Origin of the sequence: Flavobacterium microcysteis (genome assembly GCF_006385255.1) — a bacterium.
GTDB classification, from domain to species: domain Bacteria; phylum Bacteroidota; class Bacteroidia; order Flavobacteriales; family Flavobacteriaceae; genus Flavobacterium; species Flavobacterium microcysteis.
The window spans coordinates 207,222-224,266 of sequence record NZ_VFJE01000053.1; the positions used below are offsets into that span (position 1 = coordinate 207,222).

Below are 17,045 nucleotides of genomic sequence, written 5' to 3' on the forward strand. Positions count from 1 at the left end.
CTAACTAATGAAAAAAAATTTATTTTTTTTGGCATTATTTGCCTTTTATTGTCATGCATATGCGCAAGCTCCAAGCAATGACGACTGCGCCAATGCCACTTCACTAACCGTTAATACCAATTTGTCCTGTACATCAGTAACTGCGGGAACATTAGCAGGCGCTACTGACTCCGGAATTGAAGCAGATACCGGTACTGCCGATGACGACGTATGGTATTCTTTTGTTGCAACGGCAACAACCCACAAAATCAGTCTTCTGAATGTGGTGGGTAACCAAACCGATTTGGCTCATGAAGTTATGAGCGGAACTTGTGGAACATTAAACATCTTAAGTTCCAGTGACCCTAATACAAGCATCGTATCCGGACTAACCGTAGGCACAACTTATTATGTAAGAGTTTACAGTTATTATGAGAGCTTGGCAACAACCACATTCAATATTTGCGTCGGAACTTTTCCGGTTTTGACTAATGATGAATGCGCTAATGCGACCCTCATAACAGCAAACCCTGGTGTTAGCTGTGTTACTACAACAGGAAGCCTCTTTGGCGCAACAGATTCTGGTGTGACCACTGAAACAGGAACTGCTGATGACGATGTATGGTATCGTTTTGTAGCCACAGCAACGACTCATAAGATCAGCCTTTTGAATGTTGAAGGTAATGATACTGACTTAGTCCATGAAGTAATGGATGGTACATGCGGCACAATAAATGCATTAAATTCAAGTGACTCTGACACAAGTGTTGTTTCAGGACTAACTATTGGCACTACCTACTACGTAAGAGTATTTAGTTATTCTGATGAACAGACGTCAACTACTTTTGACATCTGTATAAGTTCAATTCCGGAATTAACTAATGACGAATGTGCAAATGCAATCTCTTTGACAGTAAACGCAAACAGCTCTTGTGCTTCTGCAACACCAGGAACCATAGTAGGCGCTACTGATTCCGGCATTGCAACCAGTACAGGAACTGCAGATGATGATGTATGGTATAGTTTTGTTGCAACAGCAACTACACACTCCATAAAATTGTTTGACATCAATGGTGATCTTTCTGACATGGTTCACGAAGTAATGGACGGTAATTGTGGTTCATTAACCGTTTTAAGCTCCAACGACCCAGAATACAGCCTTATTAGAGGTTTGTCTATAGGATCAACTTATTATATTCGAGTATTCAGTTATAGCAGCAGTGCATCCGAATCGACAACATTTAGTATTTGCGTAGGTATTCCGCCTGCAGCTCCGGCTAATGACGAGTGTACTAATGCCATAGCGGTTCAGGTAAACACTAACGATTCATGTACATTAAAAACTGCCGGTACATTGGTTAGTGCGACAGATTCAAACGAAAGCACGCCTAGTACAGGTAATGCAGACGATGACGTTTGGTATACTTTTGTAGCTACATCAACTTCTCACAGGATCAGACTGTTAAACATCAACGGCGATTTAACTGATCTTGTACATGAAGTATTCCAAGGAACTTGTGGAGGACAGCTTATAAGCGTAAGCATAAGCGACCCTGAGTCTAGCCTTGTTACAGGACTGACGGTTGGAGAGACTTATTATTTGAGAGTATTCACGTATCGTTCTGATGCTTCTGAATCGACAACTTTTGATCTTTGCATTGGCGTTCCTCCAGCAGCACCAGCTAATGACGAATGTGCCGGAGCCGTTGCCTTAACAGTAAATAATAACCTTAACTGTACTGCAACAACTTCAGGAACATTAGTTAGTGCAACAAACTCAGGCATCACTGCCGAAACAGGAACAGCTGACGATGATGTATGGTATAGCTTTGTAGCTACATCCACTACACACAAAATAACACTTGCAAACGTTGAGGGTGACTTGACAGATTTAGTCCATGAAGTATTGGACGGTTCTTGTGGAACATTAACTATTATAAACTCCAGCGATTCTGATATCAGTACTGTTACGGGATTAACTGTTGGTACTACTTATTACGTAAGGGTTTTCACTTATAGCAGTACAACAGCGGAATCAACAACTTTTGATATTTGCGTAGGAGCATTTCCTCCTGCTCCGGCTAATGATGAATGTATCGGGGCAGTTAGCTTAACGGTAAACCCTGATCTTAACTGTACATCAACTGCTCCTGGAACATTGGTAAGCGCTACCGATTCTGGAATTGACACAGAAACAGGTGAAGCTGACGATGATGTATGGTATAGTTTTGTTGCTACAGCAACGACACATAAGGTAGATCTTCTGAATGTAGAAGGTGATGAAACCGATCTAGTGCATGAAGTATTTGACGGTACTTGCGGTACATTAACCTTATTATACTCCAGCGATAGCGATACAAGTTTTGCTGCAAATTTGACTGTTGGCAATACTTATTACGTGAGAGTTTTCTCTTATGACAGCTCAGCGCCAGAATCAACAACTTTTGATGTATGTATTGGCACCCGACCTGCTCCTCCTGCAAACGACGAATGTACTAGTGCAATTGCTCTTACTGTAAATACGGATACATCTTGTACAATAACAACAGCTGGTACAATAGCTGGCGCTACAGACTCAGGAGAAGCCATTAGCAGTATTGGAACCGCTGATGATGATGTTTGGTACACTTTTGTTGCTACAGCAGCTGCACATAAGGTAAGTCTTCTGAATATTGAAGGTGAGCCAACGAGTCTTGTTCATGAGGTATTTGAAGGATCATGTGGTGGACAGTTGATTAGCATTTCTATTAGCGATGATGATTCAAGCGCCGTTACCGGTCTAACTGTTGGTACTACTTATTATGTAAGAGTATTCAGCTCTGATAGCGATATTATCGGATCGACTAATTTTGATATTTGTGTAAGAACTATGGCTATCCCTGCAAATGACGAATGTGCTAATGCTATAACGTTAACTCCTGCTACATCTTTTGCGGCTGGAGCTGTCAATTCAACAGTAGTAGACGCAACAGATTCTGATAATTCAAACACCATTCCGGAACCAGGTTGCGCTAGTTATGCCGGCGGTGATGTTTGGTATAAGGTGGTTATTCCTGCTGATGGAAACTTAACCATCGAAACAGGTAAATCTACTGCTTCAAACGACACTGGTTTTGATTCCGGATTAGCGATTTACTCAGGTACTTGTGATGCTTTAGAATTAGTAGAATGCGATGACGATAGTGCTGCAACAGGAAATTATTCTAAAATTGTCCTGTCTGGAAGAACAGCAGGGGAAACTGTTTACATAAGAGTATGGGAATACAGCAATGATGAACAAGAGCCATTCTCAATTTCGGCTTGGAACGCTGCATTAAGTGTTCCTGGATTTAATAATGCTAATTTCAAAGCTTATCCAAACCCTGTTAGCGATATCCTGAACCTATCCTATGACCAAACTATTTCAGATGTGAGCATCTTTAACTTATTAGGTCAAAATGTGGTTTCAAAAACAATCAATGACACTAATGGTGCTATTGACATGTCTAATTTGCCATCAGGATCTTATTTAGTAAAAGTAACTGCTGATGGACAAACAAAAACCATCAAGGTAATTAAACAATAATCTGCTCGCAGATTTCAAATAAAAGAGCCACTATATAGTGGCTCTTTTTTTATGCTTATTCTAATCTGTTTTTTATTTTGTTACACAGCTTTTTATATTCTCAATAAACTGGTCGAACAAATAAGACGAATCATGTGGTCCAGGGCTAGCCTCAGGGTGGTATTGAACCGAAAAGCAGTTTTTGTTTTTCATTCGCATACCGGCAACAGTTCCGTCATTAATATGAAGATGTGTTATTTCTAAATCTGCGTGTTTTTCCAATGCTTCACGATTCACTGCAAATCCGTGGTTTTGCGAGGTGATTTCACCTTTTCCTGTAATCACATTCATTACCGGGTGGTTTATTCCTCTGTGCCCATTAAACATCTTATAGGTGGGGATTCCATTTGCCAGCGCCAAAACCTGATGCCCAAGGCAGATACCGAAAACAGGATCGTCATTAGATAGGATTTTCTTAGCGATTTCTATAGCTCCAAAAAGAGGATCAGGATCTCCAGGACCATTTGAAAGGAAAAAGCCATCGGGATTAAAAGCTTTCATTTCTTCATAGGTCGTATCAAAAGGGAATACTTTTATATAACAATCTCTTTTGGCTAGATTTCGCAATATATTCTTTTTGATTCCCAAATCCAATGCAGCAATTTTGTAAGTAGCCGTTTCTTCACCTACAAAGTAAGGAGCTTTTGTAGAAACTTTAGAAGCCAATTCCAAGCCTTCCATATTTGGCACTTTTGCCAACAGTTCCTTTAATTCATCGATTGATTTTCCATCTGTAGAAATCACAGCATTCATAGCTCCATTATCGCGTATGTAGCTTACTAAAGCTCTTGTATCTACATCAGAGATACAAATTAGATTTTGCTTTTTGAAATAGTCTTCAAGACTTCCTGAAGAATTGGCACGTGAATAATTAAAAGAAAAGTTTTTACAAACTAATCCTGAAATCATAATTTGATCAGACTCTACATCTTCTTCATTTACTCCATAATTTCCGATATGGGCATTTGTTGCCACCATAATCTGTCCGAAGTAAGAAGGATCTGTGAAAATTTCCTGATAGCCTGTCATTCCGGTATTGAAGCAGACTTCGCCAAAAGTAGTTCCTTCTATGCCTATAGATTTTCCGTAAAAGATAGTTCCGTCACTCAGAAGGAGGATTGCTTTTTGTCGTGTTGTGTATTTCATTTTATATTGTTGTGTTGTGTAGTTATGGAATGCGGATGCAAATTTAATTCAATTTTGGAGTTTCTAAAAATTTATTTCTCCAAGGATCGTTTTGGAAAAAGGCAAAAAAAAAGGATAAACTATTAAAGCTTATCCTTTTTTTATTTATGAAATGAATTTCTTCATTATTCTGCAGCGTCAGTAGAAGTTTCAGCAGCTGGTGCAGCTGGAGTTTCAGCTTTTGGAGCCTCTTCAACAGTAGTTTCTTCTGCTTTTTTAGCAGTTTTACCACCACGACGGCTTTTCGCTTTTTTAACTTCTTTTTTACCTCCGTTGTATAGTTCGTTGAAATCTACTAATTCGATCATTGCCATATCAGCATTATCTCCTAGACGATTTCCAAGTTTGATGATACGAGTGTATCCACCTGGACGATCACCAACTTTTGCAGCAACATCTCTAAAAAGATCAGTTACAGCGTACTTATTTCTAAGGTAAGAAAAAACAATACGTCTGTTATGCGTAGTGTCTTCTTTTGATTTAGTAATCAAAGGCTCAACATATTGTTTAAGCGCTTTAGCTTTAGCAACAGTAGTGTTAATACGTTTGTGTTCGATTAGAGAACAAGCCATATTAGACAACATAGCTTTTCTGTGCGCTGACTGTCTGCTTAAGTGATTGATTTTTTTTCCGTGTCTCATTGCTATTGAAATTTAATCTCGAACGAATCGGGATTAGATTATTCTTTATCTAATTTATACTTTGTTAAGTCCATTCCGAAATGTAAATTTTTCACTGCAACAAGCTCATCAAGCTCAGTTAATGATTTTTTACCGAAATTACGGAACTTCATTAAGTCATTCTTATTGAAAGATACTAGATCTCCGAGTGTATCAACTTCAGCCGCTTTCAAGCAATTTAAAGCTCTAACAGACAAATCCATATCAACAAGCTTAGTTTTAAGCAATTGTCTCATGTGTAATGATTCTTCATCATAAGATTCTGTTTGAGCGATTTCATCAGCTTCAAGTGTTATTCTTTCATCAGAGAATAGCATGAAATGGTGAATCAAAACTTTAGCAGCTTCAGTAAGAGCATCTTTAGGATTGATAGATCCATCAGTTTTGATTTCGAAAACTAATTTTTCGTAATCTGTTTTTTGCTCAACACGGAAGTTTTCGATAGCATATTTTACGTTCTTTACTGGTGTAAAGATAGAATCCGTGAAAATAGTACCGATTGCAGCGTTTTGTTTTTTATTCTCTTCTGCAGGAACGTATCCTCTACCTTTTTCAATAGTCAACTCCATGTTCAAGTTAACTTTGCTATCTAAGTTGCAGATAACTAGTTCTGGGTTCAATACTTGGAAACCAGAAATAAATTTTTGAAAATCTCCAGCAGTAATCTGGTCTTTACCAGAAATTGAGATAGAAACAGATTCATTATCTATATCTTCAATCTGACGTTTGAAACGTACTTGTTTAAGATTTAGGATGATTTCTGTAACGTCTTCGACTACTCCTGAAATTGTAGAAAACTCGTGATCTACACCTTCGATACGAACAGATGTTATTGCATATCCTTCTAAAGCGGAAAGCAAGACTCTTCTAAGTGCATTACCAACAGTCAATCCGTAACCAGGTTCCAAAGGTCTGAATTCAAACTTACCTTCGAAATCGGTTGAATCGATCATGATAACTTTATCGGGCTTCTGAAAATTAAATATTGCCATATGTTCGACTAGTGTCTTATTATTTGTTATACAACTCTACGATTAGTTGCTCTTTAATGTTTTCTGGGATTTGAAGTCTCGCTGGAACTGAAACGAAAGTACCTTCTTTAAGGTCATTGTTCCAAGTGATCCATTCGTAAACGTGACTTGAATTAGATAATGAACGCTCGATAGCTTCTACAGATTTAGATTTTTCACGAACAGCAACTTTATCTCCAGGTTTTAGGTGATATGAAGGAATGTTTACAAGTTCACCATTAACAGTGATGTGTCTGTGAGAAACGATTTGACGAGCAGCTCTTCTAGAAGGAGCGATACCCATTCTGAATACTACGTTATCAAGTCTTGCCTCACAAAGTTGTAAAAGAACTTCACCTGTTACTCCTTTAGTAGCAGAAGCTTTTTCGAATAAGTTTCTGAATTGTTTTTCCAAGATTCCATAAGAATACTTAGCTTTTTGCTTTTCCATTAACTGGATAGCATATTCAGATTTCTTACCTCTTTTTTTAGCCAATCCGTGTTGTCCCGGTGGATAATTTCTTTTTTCGAAGGCTTTGTCATCTCCGAAGATTGCCTCGCCGAATTTACGAGCAATTTTAGTTTTTGGACCAGTATATCTTGCCATTTTAAAAAATTAATTAAGGTAGAGATTATGAATTCAGGTCATATCCTCCGATAATCTTAGATTCTACCTAGTTATACTTAAATATTAATTAAACTCTACGTCTTTTTGGAGGACGACATCCGTTGTGTGGCATTGGAGTAACGTCAATGATTTCTGTTACTTCAATTCCGCCGTTATGTATAGAACGGATAGCAGACTCACGTCCGTTTCCTGGTCCTTTTACATACACTTTCACTTTTTTAAGTCCAGCTTCCAACGCTACTTTGCTGCAATCTTCAGCTGCCATTTGAGCGGCATACGGAGTGTTCTTTTTAGAACCTCTGAATCCCATCTTACCAGCAGAAGACCAAGAAATAACTTCACCTTTTTTGTTAGTCAAAGAGATGATGATGTTGTTAAAAGTTGCATTAATATGAGCTTCGCCTGTTGATTCAACGATAACTTTACGTTTTTTTGTACTTGCCTTAGCCATACTACTTATTATTTAGTTGCCTTTTTCTTGTTAGCAACAGTTTTTCTTTTACCTTTTCTAGTTCTAGAGTTGTTTTTAGTTCTTTGTCCTCTTAATGGAAGACCAGATCTATGACGAATTCCTCTATAACATCCGATATCCATCAAACGTTTGATGTTCAATGAAATTTCTGAACGCAATTCACCTTCGATTTTGAAGTATGAAACAGCCTCACGGATAGCTCCGATTTCATCATCATTCCAATCTTGAACCTTAGTATCTTGGCTTACTTGAGCTTTTTCTAGAATCTCAATAGCTCTGCTTTTTCCTATTCCGAAGATATAAGTTAAAGCGATAACTCCTCTTTTATTTTTAGGTATATCTACCCCTGCTATTCTTGCCATAACTATCCTTGTCTTTGTTTAAATCTAGGATTCTTTTTATTAATAACGTACAATCTTCCTTTTCTTCGTACGATGATGCACTCGGCACTTCTTTTTTTAACTGATGCTCTTACTTTCATTTTAATAGCCTTTAGTATCTATAAGTAATTCTTGCTTTTGACAAATCGTAAGGGCTCATTTCCAGCTTCACTTTATCGCCTGGCAATAATTTGATGTAATGCATACGCATTTTCCCGGAGATGTGAGCTATTACAATATGTCCATTTTCTAACTCTACACGGAACATCGCATTTGATAATGCCTCGATGATGGATCCGTCTTGTTCTATTGCTGATTGTTTTGCCATAAAAACTAAGCTACTGCTTTTCTATTTTTACCACTTTTCATCAAACCATCGTAATGCTTGTTCAACAAATAAGAATTAATTTGTTGGATAGTATCACTTGCAACTCCAACCATAATCAATAACGATGTACCTCCGTAAAACAAAGCCCAAGATGGTTGAACATTCAAAATAGTTACAACGATCGCTGGGAACACAGCTATCAGAGCAAGGAATAATGAACCTGGGAATGTTATGTATGACATGATCTTATCTAAGAAATCTGAAGTCTCAGCACCAGGTTTGATTCCTGGGATGAAACCGCCGCTTCTTTTCAAATCATCAGCCATTTTATTTGTAGGTACTGTAATTGCGGTGTAAAAGTAAGTAAAAACTATGATTAACAAGGCGAAAACCAAGTTATACTGCCATCCGAAGATATTCTGGAAAGCTGTACTAACTGAAGTAGCTGTTTCTGAGCTAGATAAACCAGCCAAAGCAGCAGGAATAAACATAATTGCTTGAGCAAAGATGATTGGCATAACTCCAGAAGCATTAAGCTTCAATGGAATCCACTGTCTGTTTCCTGCTTGTTCGAATTCACCTGAAACCGTACGACGTGCATACTGTACCGGGATTTTTCGAACCGCCATAACTAATAGAACACAAGCTACGATGACGAGCAACCAAATTATTACTTCGAAAACCAAAAGCATTGGACCACCGTTATTGTTTGTTACTCTGGTAGAGAATTCTTGGATGAATGCTTGTGGCATTCTCGCAATAATACCCACCATAATCAATAGCGATATACCATTTCCAATTCCTTTATCAGTGATCTTTTCTCCAAGCCACATCGCAAAGATGGTACCTGAAACAAGAATTACTACAGATAAGAACTGGAATGCGAAAGGCGAAATCAATCCTGGGTTCACATTCGAAAGGAAAGCTTCTCCTGGCAAAGTTCTGTAAAGGTTGAAAATATAACCTGGCGCCTGAACTAACGTGATAACGATAGTCAACCAACGCGTGATCTGGTTCATTTTCTTTCTTCCACTTTCACCATCTTTTTGCAGCTTTTGAAGGTAAGGCACAGCAATACCCATCAACTGAACTACAATAGATGCGGAGATGTACGGCATGATACCTAATGCAAATACAGATGCCTGCGAAAACGCACCACCTGTAAATACATCGATTAACCATCCGATTCCTTCTTTTGTTTGATCAGTAAGTCCATGTAACTTAGTCGCATCAATCCCTGGAAGCGTTACTTGTGCTCCAAAACGATACACCAATAACAATCCAAGAGTAACTAAAATTCTGTTTTTTAGCTCTTCAATCTTCCAAACATTGCTTAACGATTCTATAAACTTCTTCATCTTGATTATTAAGGATTACAAAGTTACAGCTTCTCCTCCAGCAGCTTCGATAGCAGCTTTTGCAGTAGCAGTAAATTTATGTGCGGTTACCTTTAATTTAGCTTTTAATTCACCTCTACCCAAAATCTTTACGATTTCGTTTTTAGTTGCCAAACGGTTAGCTACGAAAACTGTCATATCAACAGTATTATCTGTAACGATACCATTATCAACCAAAGCTTGAAGTGTATCAAGGTTTACACCTTCGTATTCTTTACGATTGATGTTTTTGAAACCAAATTTAGGCACACGTCTTTGAAGTGGCATTTGCCCTCCTTCAAAACCAATCTTTTTAGAGTAACCAGAACGAGACTTAGCTCCTTTGTGACCTCTTGCAGAAGTACCACCTTTTCCAGAACCTTCTCCTCTACCTAATCTTTTGTTTTGATTGTGTGTTGAGCCTTCAGCTGGCTGTAAGTTACTTAAATTCATAACTATAATTTGTTATTTAGCTTCTTCAACAGAAACTAAGTGTTTTACTTTGTTTATCATCCCAAGGATAGCAGGATTTGACTCATGCTCCACAACTTGTCCTATTTTACGAAGACCTAAAGCTTCAAGACCTCTTTTCTGAGATAGAGGACAGTTGATTTTGCTTCTAACTTGTTTTACTAATAATTTTGCCATTTTTCCTTGAATTAACCTTTAAAAACTTTCTCCAAAGAAACACCTCTCTGTTTTGCAACAGTATAAGCGCTTCTCATTTGCAATAAAGCATCAAAAGTTGCTTTTACTACGTTATGAGGGTTTGAAGAACCTTGAGATTTTGATAATACGTCGTGAATACCAACTGATTCAAGAACCGAACGAACAGCTCCACCAGCGATAACTCCTGTACCGTGAGATGCAGGCATTAAGAATACACGCGCTCCACCAAATTTACCTTTTTGCTCATGAGGAACAGTTTTGCTGCTCAATGGAATTTTCACAAGATTTTTCTTTGCATCTTCTACTGCTTTAGCAATAGCTTCAGAAACATCTTTAGATTTTCCAAGTCCATGTCCAACTACACCGTTCTCGTCACCTACAACTACAATTGCAGAAAAACCAAAAGCTCTACCACCTTTTGTAACTTTAGTTACACGGTTCACACTCACCAAACGATCCTTTAATTCAAGTCCACTTGGTTTTACTAACTCTACGTTTTTGTATTTATGATACATAATTTCTTAGAATTTAAGTCCAGCCGCTCTAGCGCCTTCTGCTAATGATTTAATACGACCGTGATATAGATATCCGCCTCTATCAAAGGTAACGGTTTCAATTCCGGCTTTCAACGCTTTTTCTGCAACAAGTTTTCCAACTGCTGCTGCAACTTCTACGTTTGTACCTTTAGTATCTACTTCTTTCTCTCTAGAGGAAGCAGCCAATAAAGTAACACCATTTACATCGTCTATGAGCTGTGCATAGATTTCTTTATTACTTCTGAATACAGAAAGTCTTGGTTTAGCAGCAGTACCGCTTACGATTTTTCTGATTCTGAATTTAATTCTCTGTCTTCTTTCAGATTTTGTTAATGACATAATCTTTTATTTTTAAGCTGATTTACCTGCTTTTCTTCTTAATACTTCACCAACAAACTTAACTCCTTTTCCTTTGTAAGGTTCTGGCTTACGGAAACTTCTGATTTTCGCAGCTACCTGTCCTACAAGTTGTTTATCGAAAGATGTTAATTTTACGATTGGGTTCTTACCTTTTTCAGAAACTGTCTCCAATTTTACTTCTGGAGCGATATCTAAAACGATATTGTGTGAAAATCCAAGAGCCAAATCAAGTTTTTGTCCTTGATTAGAAGCTCTGTAACCTACTCCAACCAATTCTAATTCTTTTGTGAATCCTTCAGATACACCAACAATCATGTTACTGATCAATGATCTGTATAATCCGTGCTTTGCTCTCTCTTCTTTCAGATCAGATGATCTCTCAACCTGAACTTGACCTTCTTCAACTTTTACAGTAACATTAGAATATTCCTGAGTAAGCTGACCTAATTTTCCTTTTACCGTAACCACCCCTTCAGCAACTTCTACAGTTACTCCAGCTGGGATTGCGATTGGATTTTTTCCTATTCTTGACATCGTATAAGTCGTTTTAAAATTAGTATACGTAGCAGATTACTTCTCCACCAATGTTTAATTGCTTAGCTTGTTTTCCTGTCATCAAACCTCTTGATGTAGAAACAATAGCAATACCTAATCCGTTAAGGATTCTTGGAAGTTTAGCAGCACCTGCATATTTACGCAAACCTGGTTTACTAATTCTTTGGATATCTTTGATAACTGGCTCTTTAGTCTCTTTATCGTACTTCAAAGCGATTTTGATTGTACCCTGTACAGAGTTGTCCTCAAACTTGTAGCTCAAGATATATCCCTGATCGAATAAAATCTTTGTGATTTCTTTTTTAAGATTAGAAGCAGGAATTTCAACGACTTTGTGGTTTGCAGCCACAGCGTTTCTAACTCTTGTCAAATAATCCGCAATAGGATCTGTATACATATAATTAAAATTGCGGTTTTGGTATTCATCCCGGACTCTCCGGTAGAACCTGAAACCATTAAAAAACTTACAAATTAATCAACAGATAGTTGCCCGTTCGCGGCAAAAATCCGGCAAACTTACAACTATCTGTCGAGAAAACAAAATTTTTGATTTTACCAGCTGGCTTTTTTAACTCCTGGTATCAATCCTTGGTTAGCCATTTCACGGAAAGTTACACGTGAAATACCGAATTGACGCATATACCCTCTAGGTCTTCCAGTCAATTTGCAACGGTTGTGCAAACGAACAGGAGAAGCATTTTTCGGTAATTTTTGTAGGCCTTCATAATCTCCAGCTTCTAATAAAGCTTTTCTTTTTTCAGCATACTTCGCTACCGTTTTTTCTCTTTTTACCTCACGGGCTTTCATTGATTCTTTAGCCATAACTTAATTCTTTTTAAAAGGTAATCCTAATTCTGCTAATAATGACTTCGCTTCTTTATCTGTTTTTGCAGATGTTACAAAGGTAATGTCCATACCAGAGATTTTGTTCACTTTATCGATATCAATTTCTGGGAAAATGATTTGCTCCAAAACTCCTAGGTTGTAATTTCCTCTTCCATCAAAACCAGTAGCTTTGATTCCACCGAAGTCTCTTACTCGAGGCAATGAAGATGTAATCAATCTGTCTAAGAATTCATACATTCTTTCGCCACGCAAAGTAACTTTTGCACCAATCGGCATTCCTTTTCTCAATTTGAATGACGCTACGTCTTTTTTAGAAATAGTTGACACTGCTTTTTGACCAGTAATTTTTGTCAACTCATCTACTGCATAATCGATAAGTTTTTTATCAGACACAGCAGCTCCAACTCCGCGGCTCAAAACGATTTTTTCCAATTTAGGAACTTGCATTACATTCTTGTAACCAAATTCTTCCTTAAGAGCAGAGATAACTCTGTCCTTATATTCTTGTTTAAGTCTAGGTATATAAGCCATCACTATAATACTTGATTAGATTTTTTTGAAAATCTTACTTTCTTATCTCCTTCTACTTTCACACCTGTTCTTGTAGCCTTTTTTGTCTTAGGGTCTATAAGAGAAATGTTTGAGATATGAATAGGAGCTTCTTTCTTAACGATACCACCTTGAGGGTTTTTTGCACTTGGCTTCGTGTGTTTTGAAACCATGTTTACACCTTCAACAATCGCTTTATTTTTTTCACGATCTACACGTAGAACTTTACCTTCAGCACCTTTATGGTCGCCAGCGATAACTCTTACTGTATCTCCTGATTTGATTTTTAGCTTTATCATCTTGTAAATAATTAAAGCACTTCTGGTGCTAATGATACAATCTTCATGAATTGTTTTTCACGAAGTTCTCTTGCTACTGGACCAAAAACACGAGTTCCTCTCATTTCTCCTGCAGCGTTCAAAAGAACACATGCATTGTCATCGAAACGGATATAAGAACCATCAGCTCTTCTCACTTCTTTTTTGGTACGTACAACAACTGCAGTTGAAACAGCTCCTTTTTTCACGTTTCCGTTTGGAGTTGCATCTTTGATAGATACTACAATCTTGTCACCAACAGAGGCATACCTTCTTTTGGTACCTCCTAAAACACGGATAGTTAAAACTTCTTTAGCTCCTGTGTTATCTGCTACTTTTAGTCTTGATTCTTGTTGTACCATAATTATTTAGCTCTTTCAATGATTTCAACTAGTCTCCAACATTTTGATTTACTTAAAGGACGCGTTTCGCTAATTCTTACAGTATCTCCAATGTTACAGTCGTTTGTTTCGTCGTGTGCTACATATTTCTTAGTTTTCAACACGAACTTACCGTATAACGGGTGTTTTACTTTTTTTGTTTCAGAAACAACAATAGATTTCTCCATTTTGTTGCTAGTAACAACACCTATTCTCTCTTTTCTTAAATTTCTTTTTTCCATCTTTTAGCAGAATACAATTACTGTAACTCTCTTTTGCTTAACTCTGTAGCGATTCTTGCAACTGATCTTCTCAAACCTCTAATTTGAAGTGGATTTTCAATTGGAGAAATTGCGTGAGCATTTTTTAGGTCGGCATATGTCTTTCTTAGTTGACTAAGTTTCTCTTGTAACTCAGCTACAGACAGATCTTTAATTTCTGATTGTTTCATAATAAAAATTGATTATGCTTCGAAATCTCTAGCTACGACAAACTTAGTTTTCACAGGAAGTTTTTGTGCTGCAAGACGCAAAGCTTCTTTTGCAACTGACAAAGGCACACCACCTACCTCAAACATAATTCTTCCGGGTTTAACAACGGCAGCCCAATATTCAACTGCACCTTTACCTTTACCCATACGTACTTCTAGTGGCTTCTTTGTGATTGGTTTATCTGGAAATATTTTAATCCATAATTGTCCTTCTCTTTTCATGTAACGAGTTGCAGCGATACGTGCAGCTTCGATTTGACGAGAAGTAAGGAACATTCCAGTTTCATGAACAGATTTAATACCAAACATTCCGTTAGAAAGTTCGTGCCCTCTTTGAGAGTTACCTTTCATTCTACCCTTCTGTACCTTGCGGTATTTTGTTCTTTTAGGCTGTAACATTTTTCTTTAATTTAAAAATTTACTTTCTTTTACGTGGGTTTGATTTGCCTGGTCTGTCAGATTTACCACGAGGGGCATCTCCGCCTTTTCCGCTACCGGCTTGTTTTTTGTCCATTCCAACTAGTGGAGACAAATCTCTCTTACCGTAAACCTCACCTTTCATGATCCACACTTTAATTCCCATTCTACCATAAGTAGTATGAGCTTCAGCAAGTGCATAATCAATGTCAGCTCTGAAAGTTGATAGAGGAATTCTACCTTCTTTGAACATTTCTGAACGTGCCATTTCAGCACCATTCAAACGACCTGAAATCATAACTTTCACACCTTCAGCGTTCATACGCATTGCAGCCGCAATAGCCATTTTAATAGCTCTTCTGTATGAAATACGACTCTCGATTTGACGAGCGATACTTGTAGCCACTAAGTAAGCATCAAGCTCCGGTCTTTTAATTTCAAAGATGTTGATTTGAACCTCTTTGTCAGTAATTTTCTTAAGCTCCTCTTTCAACTTGTCTACCTCTTGGCCACCTTTCCCGATAATGATACCTGGTCTAGCAGTAGTGATAGTAACGGTTACAAGTTTCAAAGTTCTCTCGATGATTACTTTTGATACACTAGCTTTTGATAAACGAGCGTGGATATACTTTCTGATTTTGTGATCTTCGGCAAGTTTATCACCGTAATCATTTCCACCATACCAGTTTGAATCCCATCCTCTGATGATCCCAAGTCTGTTTCCAATTGGATTTGTCTTTTGTCCCATCTTATTAATTGCTTTGTGTGTTATCTAATTGTCCCAACACGATAGTTACGTGATTAGAACGTTTTCTAATTCTGTGTGCACGACCTTGTGGAGCTGGACGAAGTCTTTTCAACATCATACCACCATCTACTCTGATCTCTTTAACAATTAAGCCTGCTTCAGCTACGTTACCTTCGCTGTTTTTCTGCTCCCAGTTATTGATTGCAGACAACAAAAGTTTCTCTAACTTTCTTGAAGCTTCTTTAGAGCTGAATCTTAAAATATTCAAAGCTCTTTCCACTTTCTGACCTCTTACTAGATCTGCTACTAAGCGCATTTTTCTAGGTGAAGTAGGGCAGTTATTCAATTTTGCGAAGGCAACTTGCTTATTAGCCTCTTTGATGCCTTCAGCTCTTTCTCTTTTACGAACTCCCATTGCTCTTCTTATTTTTTACCTTTATTTTTTGCTCCAGCGTGACCTCTAAAAGATCTTGTTGGTGAAAATTCTCCTAATTTATGACCTACCATGTTTTCTGTAACATAAACCGGTACAAACTGACGACCGTTGTGAACTGCGATAGTCTGTCCAACAAAATCTGGAGTAATCATAGAAGCTCTAGACCAAGTCTTTACAACTCCTTTATTACCTTTTTCAATGTTTTCTTGAACTTTCTTATCTAACTTATAGTGAACAAAAGGTCCTTTTTTTAATGAACGTGCCATATCTTATTATTTCTTTCTACGTTCTACGATATACTTGTTACTCGGATTTTGCTTAGAACGCGTTCTGTAACCTTTAGCAGGTAACCCTTTTCTTGAACGTGGGTGTCCTCCTGAAGAACGTCCTTCACCACCACCCATTGGGTGATCAACAGGGTTCATCGCAACTGGTCTTGTTCTAGGTCTTCTACCTAACCATCTAGATCTACCTGCTTTACCAGATACTACTAATTGATGATCAGAATTAGATACTGCTCCAATTGTAGCCGAACAAGTCAACAAGATTAATCTTGTTTCTCCTGATGGCATTTTAATTGTTGCATATTTTCCATCTCTTGCCATAAGTTGAGCGAAAGTTCCTGCTGAACGAGCAATTACAGCTCCTTGACCAGGACGCAACTCAATGCAAGAAATAACAGTTCCCAAAGGAATTTTGCTCAAAGGCAATGTATTACCGATTTCAGGAGATGCATCAGCACCAGAAACTACTTTCTGACCTACTTGCAATCCGTTTTGAGCGATAATATAAGTTTTTGCTCCATCAGCATAAGCTAACAAAGCGATAAAAGCAGTACGATTTGGATCGTATTCAATTGATTTCACAGTAGCCGGAATCCCGTCTTTTGTTCTTTTGAAATCAACAACACGATAACGTTGCTTGTGACCACCACCCGTATAACGCATGGTCATCTTTCCTTGACTATTTCTACCTCCTGAGTTTTTTATCGGTGCTAACAAAGAGCGCTCCGGCTTATCAGTTGTAATGGCGTCAAAACCATTAACAACTCTAAAACGCTGACCCGGGGTAATAGGTTTTAATTTTCTAACTGACATGTT

General features: G+C 37.8%; 27 protein-coding genes. 1 reads left to right on the forward strand and 26 read right to left on the reverse strand.

Annotated features, from left to right (window positions below; all coding sequences use genetic code 11):
* The first annotated feature begins 7 nt into the window (after nt 1-7).
* Nucleotides 8-3,544: a T9SS type A sorting domain-containing protein gene (locus tag FJA49_RS08110; protein ID WP_140000488.1), complete on the forward strand. Its 3,537-nt coding sequence runs from the start codon at nt 8-10 to the stop codon at nt 3,542-3,544.
* Nucleotides 3,545-3,616: 72 nt separating this feature from the next.
* Here the strand turns inward: FJA49_RS08110 and carA are convergent, their stop codons facing one another.
* From carA to rplB, 26 genes are all read right to left on the reverse strand, one after another.
* A complete protein-coding gene (carA, locus tag FJA49_RS08115) occupies nt 3,617-4,729 on the reverse strand; it encodes a glutamine-hydrolyzing carbamoyl-phosphate synthase small subunit (protein WP_140000489.1) in 1,113 nt (370 codons plus the stop codon).
* Nucleotides 4,730-4,893: 164 nt separating this feature from the next.
* Nucleotides 4,894-5,409 (reverse strand): 50S ribosomal protein L17, encoded by a 516-nt coding sequence (rplQ, locus tag FJA49_RS08120; protein WP_140000490.1) that lies wholly within the window; start codon nt 5,407-5,409, stop codon nt 4,894-4,896.
* 38 nt (nt 5,410-5,447) lie between these two features.
* Entirely contained in the window at nt 5,448-6,440 is a 993-nt protein-coding gene (locus FJA49_RS08125; RefSeq protein ID WP_056068801.1) for a DNA-directed RNA polymerase subunit alpha, read from the reverse strand.
* A gap of 19 nt (nt 6,441-6,459) precedes the next feature.
* Nucleotides 6,460-7,065 carry a 30S ribosomal protein S4 gene (rpsD, locus tag FJA49_RS08130; RefSeq protein WP_140000491.1) on the reverse strand — a complete coding sequence of 202 codons (606 nt, stop codon included), beginning with the start codon at nt 7,063-7,065 and terminating at the stop codon, nt 6,460-6,462.
* Between the two features lie 88 nt (nt 7,066-7,153).
* The gene (rpsK, locus tag FJA49_RS08135) at nt 7,154-7,537 is read right to left on the reverse strand and encodes a 30S ribosomal protein S11 (RefSeq protein WP_023574076.1); all 384 of its coding nucleotides are present in this window, start codon (nt 7,535-7,537) and stop codon (nt 7,154-7,156) included.
* An 8-nt stretch (nt 7,538-7,545) separates the two neighbouring features.
* A complete protein-coding gene (rpsM, locus tag FJA49_RS08140; RefSeq protein WP_056068805.1) occupies nt 7,546-7,920 on the reverse strand; it encodes a 30S ribosomal protein S13 in 375 nt (124 codons plus the stop codon).
* Nucleotides 7,921-7,922: 2 nt separating this feature from the next.
* Nucleotides 7,923-8,039, reverse strand: coding sequence for a type B 50S ribosomal protein L36 (ykgO, locus tag FJA49_RS08145; RefSeq protein WP_002987490.1), 117 nt, complete (start codon nt 8,037-8,039; stop codon nt 7,923-7,925).
* Nucleotides 8,040-8,050: 11 nt separating this feature from the next.
* Nucleotides 8,051-8,266, reverse strand: a complete 216-nt coding sequence (infA, locus tag FJA49_RS08150; RefSeq protein ID WP_007136545.1) for a translation initiation factor IF-1 — start codon at nt 8,264-8,266, stop codon at nt 8,051-8,053.
* Between the two features lie 5 nt (nt 8,267-8,271).
* Entirely contained in the window at nt 8,272-9,624 is a 1,353-nt protein-coding gene (gene secY, locus FJA49_RS08155; RefSeq protein ID WP_140000492.1) for a preprotein translocase subunit SecY, read from the reverse strand.
* Between the two features lie 15 nt (nt 9,625-9,639).
* Nucleotides 9,640-10,095: a 50S ribosomal protein L15 gene (gene rplO, locus FJA49_RS08160; protein WP_056068809.1), complete on the reverse strand. Its 456-nt coding sequence runs from the start codon at nt 10,093-10,095 to the stop codon at nt 9,640-9,642.
* Between the two features lie 12 nt (nt 10,096-10,107).
* The gene (gene rpmD / locus FJA49_RS08165) at nt 10,108-10,290 is read right to left on the reverse strand and encodes a 50S ribosomal protein L30 (protein ID WP_008464315.1); all 183 of its coding nucleotides are present in this window, start codon (nt 10,288-10,290) and stop codon (nt 10,108-10,110) included.
* Nucleotides 10,291-10,301: 11 nt separating this feature from the next.
* Entirely contained in the window at nt 10,302-10,826 is a 525-nt protein-coding gene (gene rpsE / locus FJA49_RS08170) for a 30S ribosomal protein S5 (protein WP_056068813.1), read from the reverse strand.
* 6 nt (nt 10,827-10,832) lie between these two features.
* Nucleotides 10,833-11,186 (reverse strand): 50S ribosomal protein L18, encoded by a 354-nt coding sequence (gene rplR, locus FJA49_RS08175; RefSeq protein ID WP_056068815.1) that lies wholly within the window; start codon nt 11,184-11,186, stop codon nt 10,833-10,835.
* A 12-nt stretch (nt 11,187-11,198) separates the two neighbouring features.
* Complete coding sequence (rplF, locus tag FJA49_RS08180) at nt 11,199-11,741, reverse strand: 50S ribosomal protein L6 (RefSeq protein ID WP_140000493.1); 543 nt, start codon at nt 11,739-11,741, stop codon at nt 11,199-11,201.
* A 19-nt stretch (nt 11,742-11,760) separates the two neighbouring features.
* Nucleotides 11,761-12,159, reverse strand: coding sequence for a 30S ribosomal protein S8 (rpsH, locus tag FJA49_RS08185; protein WP_140000494.1), 399 nt, complete (start codon nt 12,157-12,159; stop codon nt 11,761-11,763).
* Between the two features lie 155 nt (nt 12,160-12,314).
* Complete coding sequence (rpsN, locus tag FJA49_RS08190; protein WP_014085011.1) at nt 12,315-12,584, reverse strand: 30S ribosomal protein S14; 270 nt, start codon at nt 12,582-12,584, stop codon at nt 12,315-12,317.
* A 3-nt stretch (nt 12,585-12,587) separates the two neighbouring features.
* Complete coding sequence (gene rplE / locus FJA49_RS08195) at nt 12,588-13,139, reverse strand: 50S ribosomal protein L5 (RefSeq protein ID WP_140000495.1); 552 nt, start codon at nt 13,137-13,139, stop codon at nt 12,588-12,590.
* 2 nt (nt 13,140-13,141) lie between these two features.
* Entirely contained in the window at nt 13,142-13,456 is a 315-nt protein-coding gene (gene rplX / locus FJA49_RS08200; RefSeq protein ID WP_140000496.1) for a 50S ribosomal protein L24, read from the reverse strand.
* 11 nt (nt 13,457-13,467) lie between these two features.
* Entirely contained in the window at nt 13,468-13,836 is a 369-nt protein-coding gene (rplN, locus tag FJA49_RS08205; RefSeq protein ID WP_007803649.1) for a 50S ribosomal protein L14, read from the reverse strand.
* A gap of 2 nt (nt 13,837-13,838) precedes the next feature.
* Nucleotides 13,839-14,096 carry a 30S ribosomal protein S17 gene (rpsQ, locus tag FJA49_RS08210; RefSeq protein ID WP_026710306.1) on the reverse strand — a complete coding sequence of 86 codons (258 nt, stop codon included), beginning with the start codon at nt 14,094-14,096 and terminating at the stop codon, nt 13,839-13,841.
* 17 nt (nt 14,097-14,113) lie between these two features.
* A complete protein-coding gene (gene rpmC, locus FJA49_RS08215) occupies nt 14,114-14,305 on the reverse strand; it encodes a 50S ribosomal protein L29 (RefSeq protein WP_140000497.1) in 192 nt (63 codons plus the stop codon).
* Nucleotides 14,306-14,317: 12 nt separating this feature from the next.
* On the reverse strand, nt 14,318-14,743 hold the full coding sequence (rplP, locus tag FJA49_RS08220) for a 50S ribosomal protein L16 (protein WP_056068828.1): 426 nt from the start codon (nt 14,741-14,743) through the stop codon (nt 14,318-14,320).
* A 19-nt stretch (nt 14,744-14,762) separates the two neighbouring features.
* On the reverse strand, nt 14,763-15,509 hold the full coding sequence (rpsC, locus tag FJA49_RS08225; RefSeq protein WP_056068830.1) for a 30S ribosomal protein S3: 747 nt from the start codon (nt 15,507-15,509) through the stop codon (nt 14,763-14,765).
* A 4-nt stretch (nt 15,510-15,513) separates the two neighbouring features.
* Nucleotides 15,514-15,924, reverse strand: a complete 411-nt coding sequence (gene rplV / locus FJA49_RS08230) for a 50S ribosomal protein L22 (protein ID WP_056068831.1) — start codon at nt 15,922-15,924, stop codon at nt 15,514-15,516.
* 8 nt (nt 15,925-15,932) lie between these two features.
* Nucleotides 15,933-16,211, reverse strand: a complete 279-nt coding sequence (gene rpsS / locus FJA49_RS08235; RefSeq protein WP_014085019.1) for a 30S ribosomal protein S19 — start codon at nt 16,209-16,211, stop codon at nt 15,933-15,935.
* A gap of 6 nt (nt 16,212-16,217) precedes the next feature.
* Complete coding sequence (gene rplB, locus FJA49_RS08240; RefSeq protein ID WP_140000498.1) at nt 16,218-17,042, reverse strand: 50S ribosomal protein L2; 825 nt, start codon at nt 17,040-17,042, stop codon at nt 16,218-16,220.
* Between the last annotated feature and the right edge of the window lie 3 nt (nt 17,043-17,045).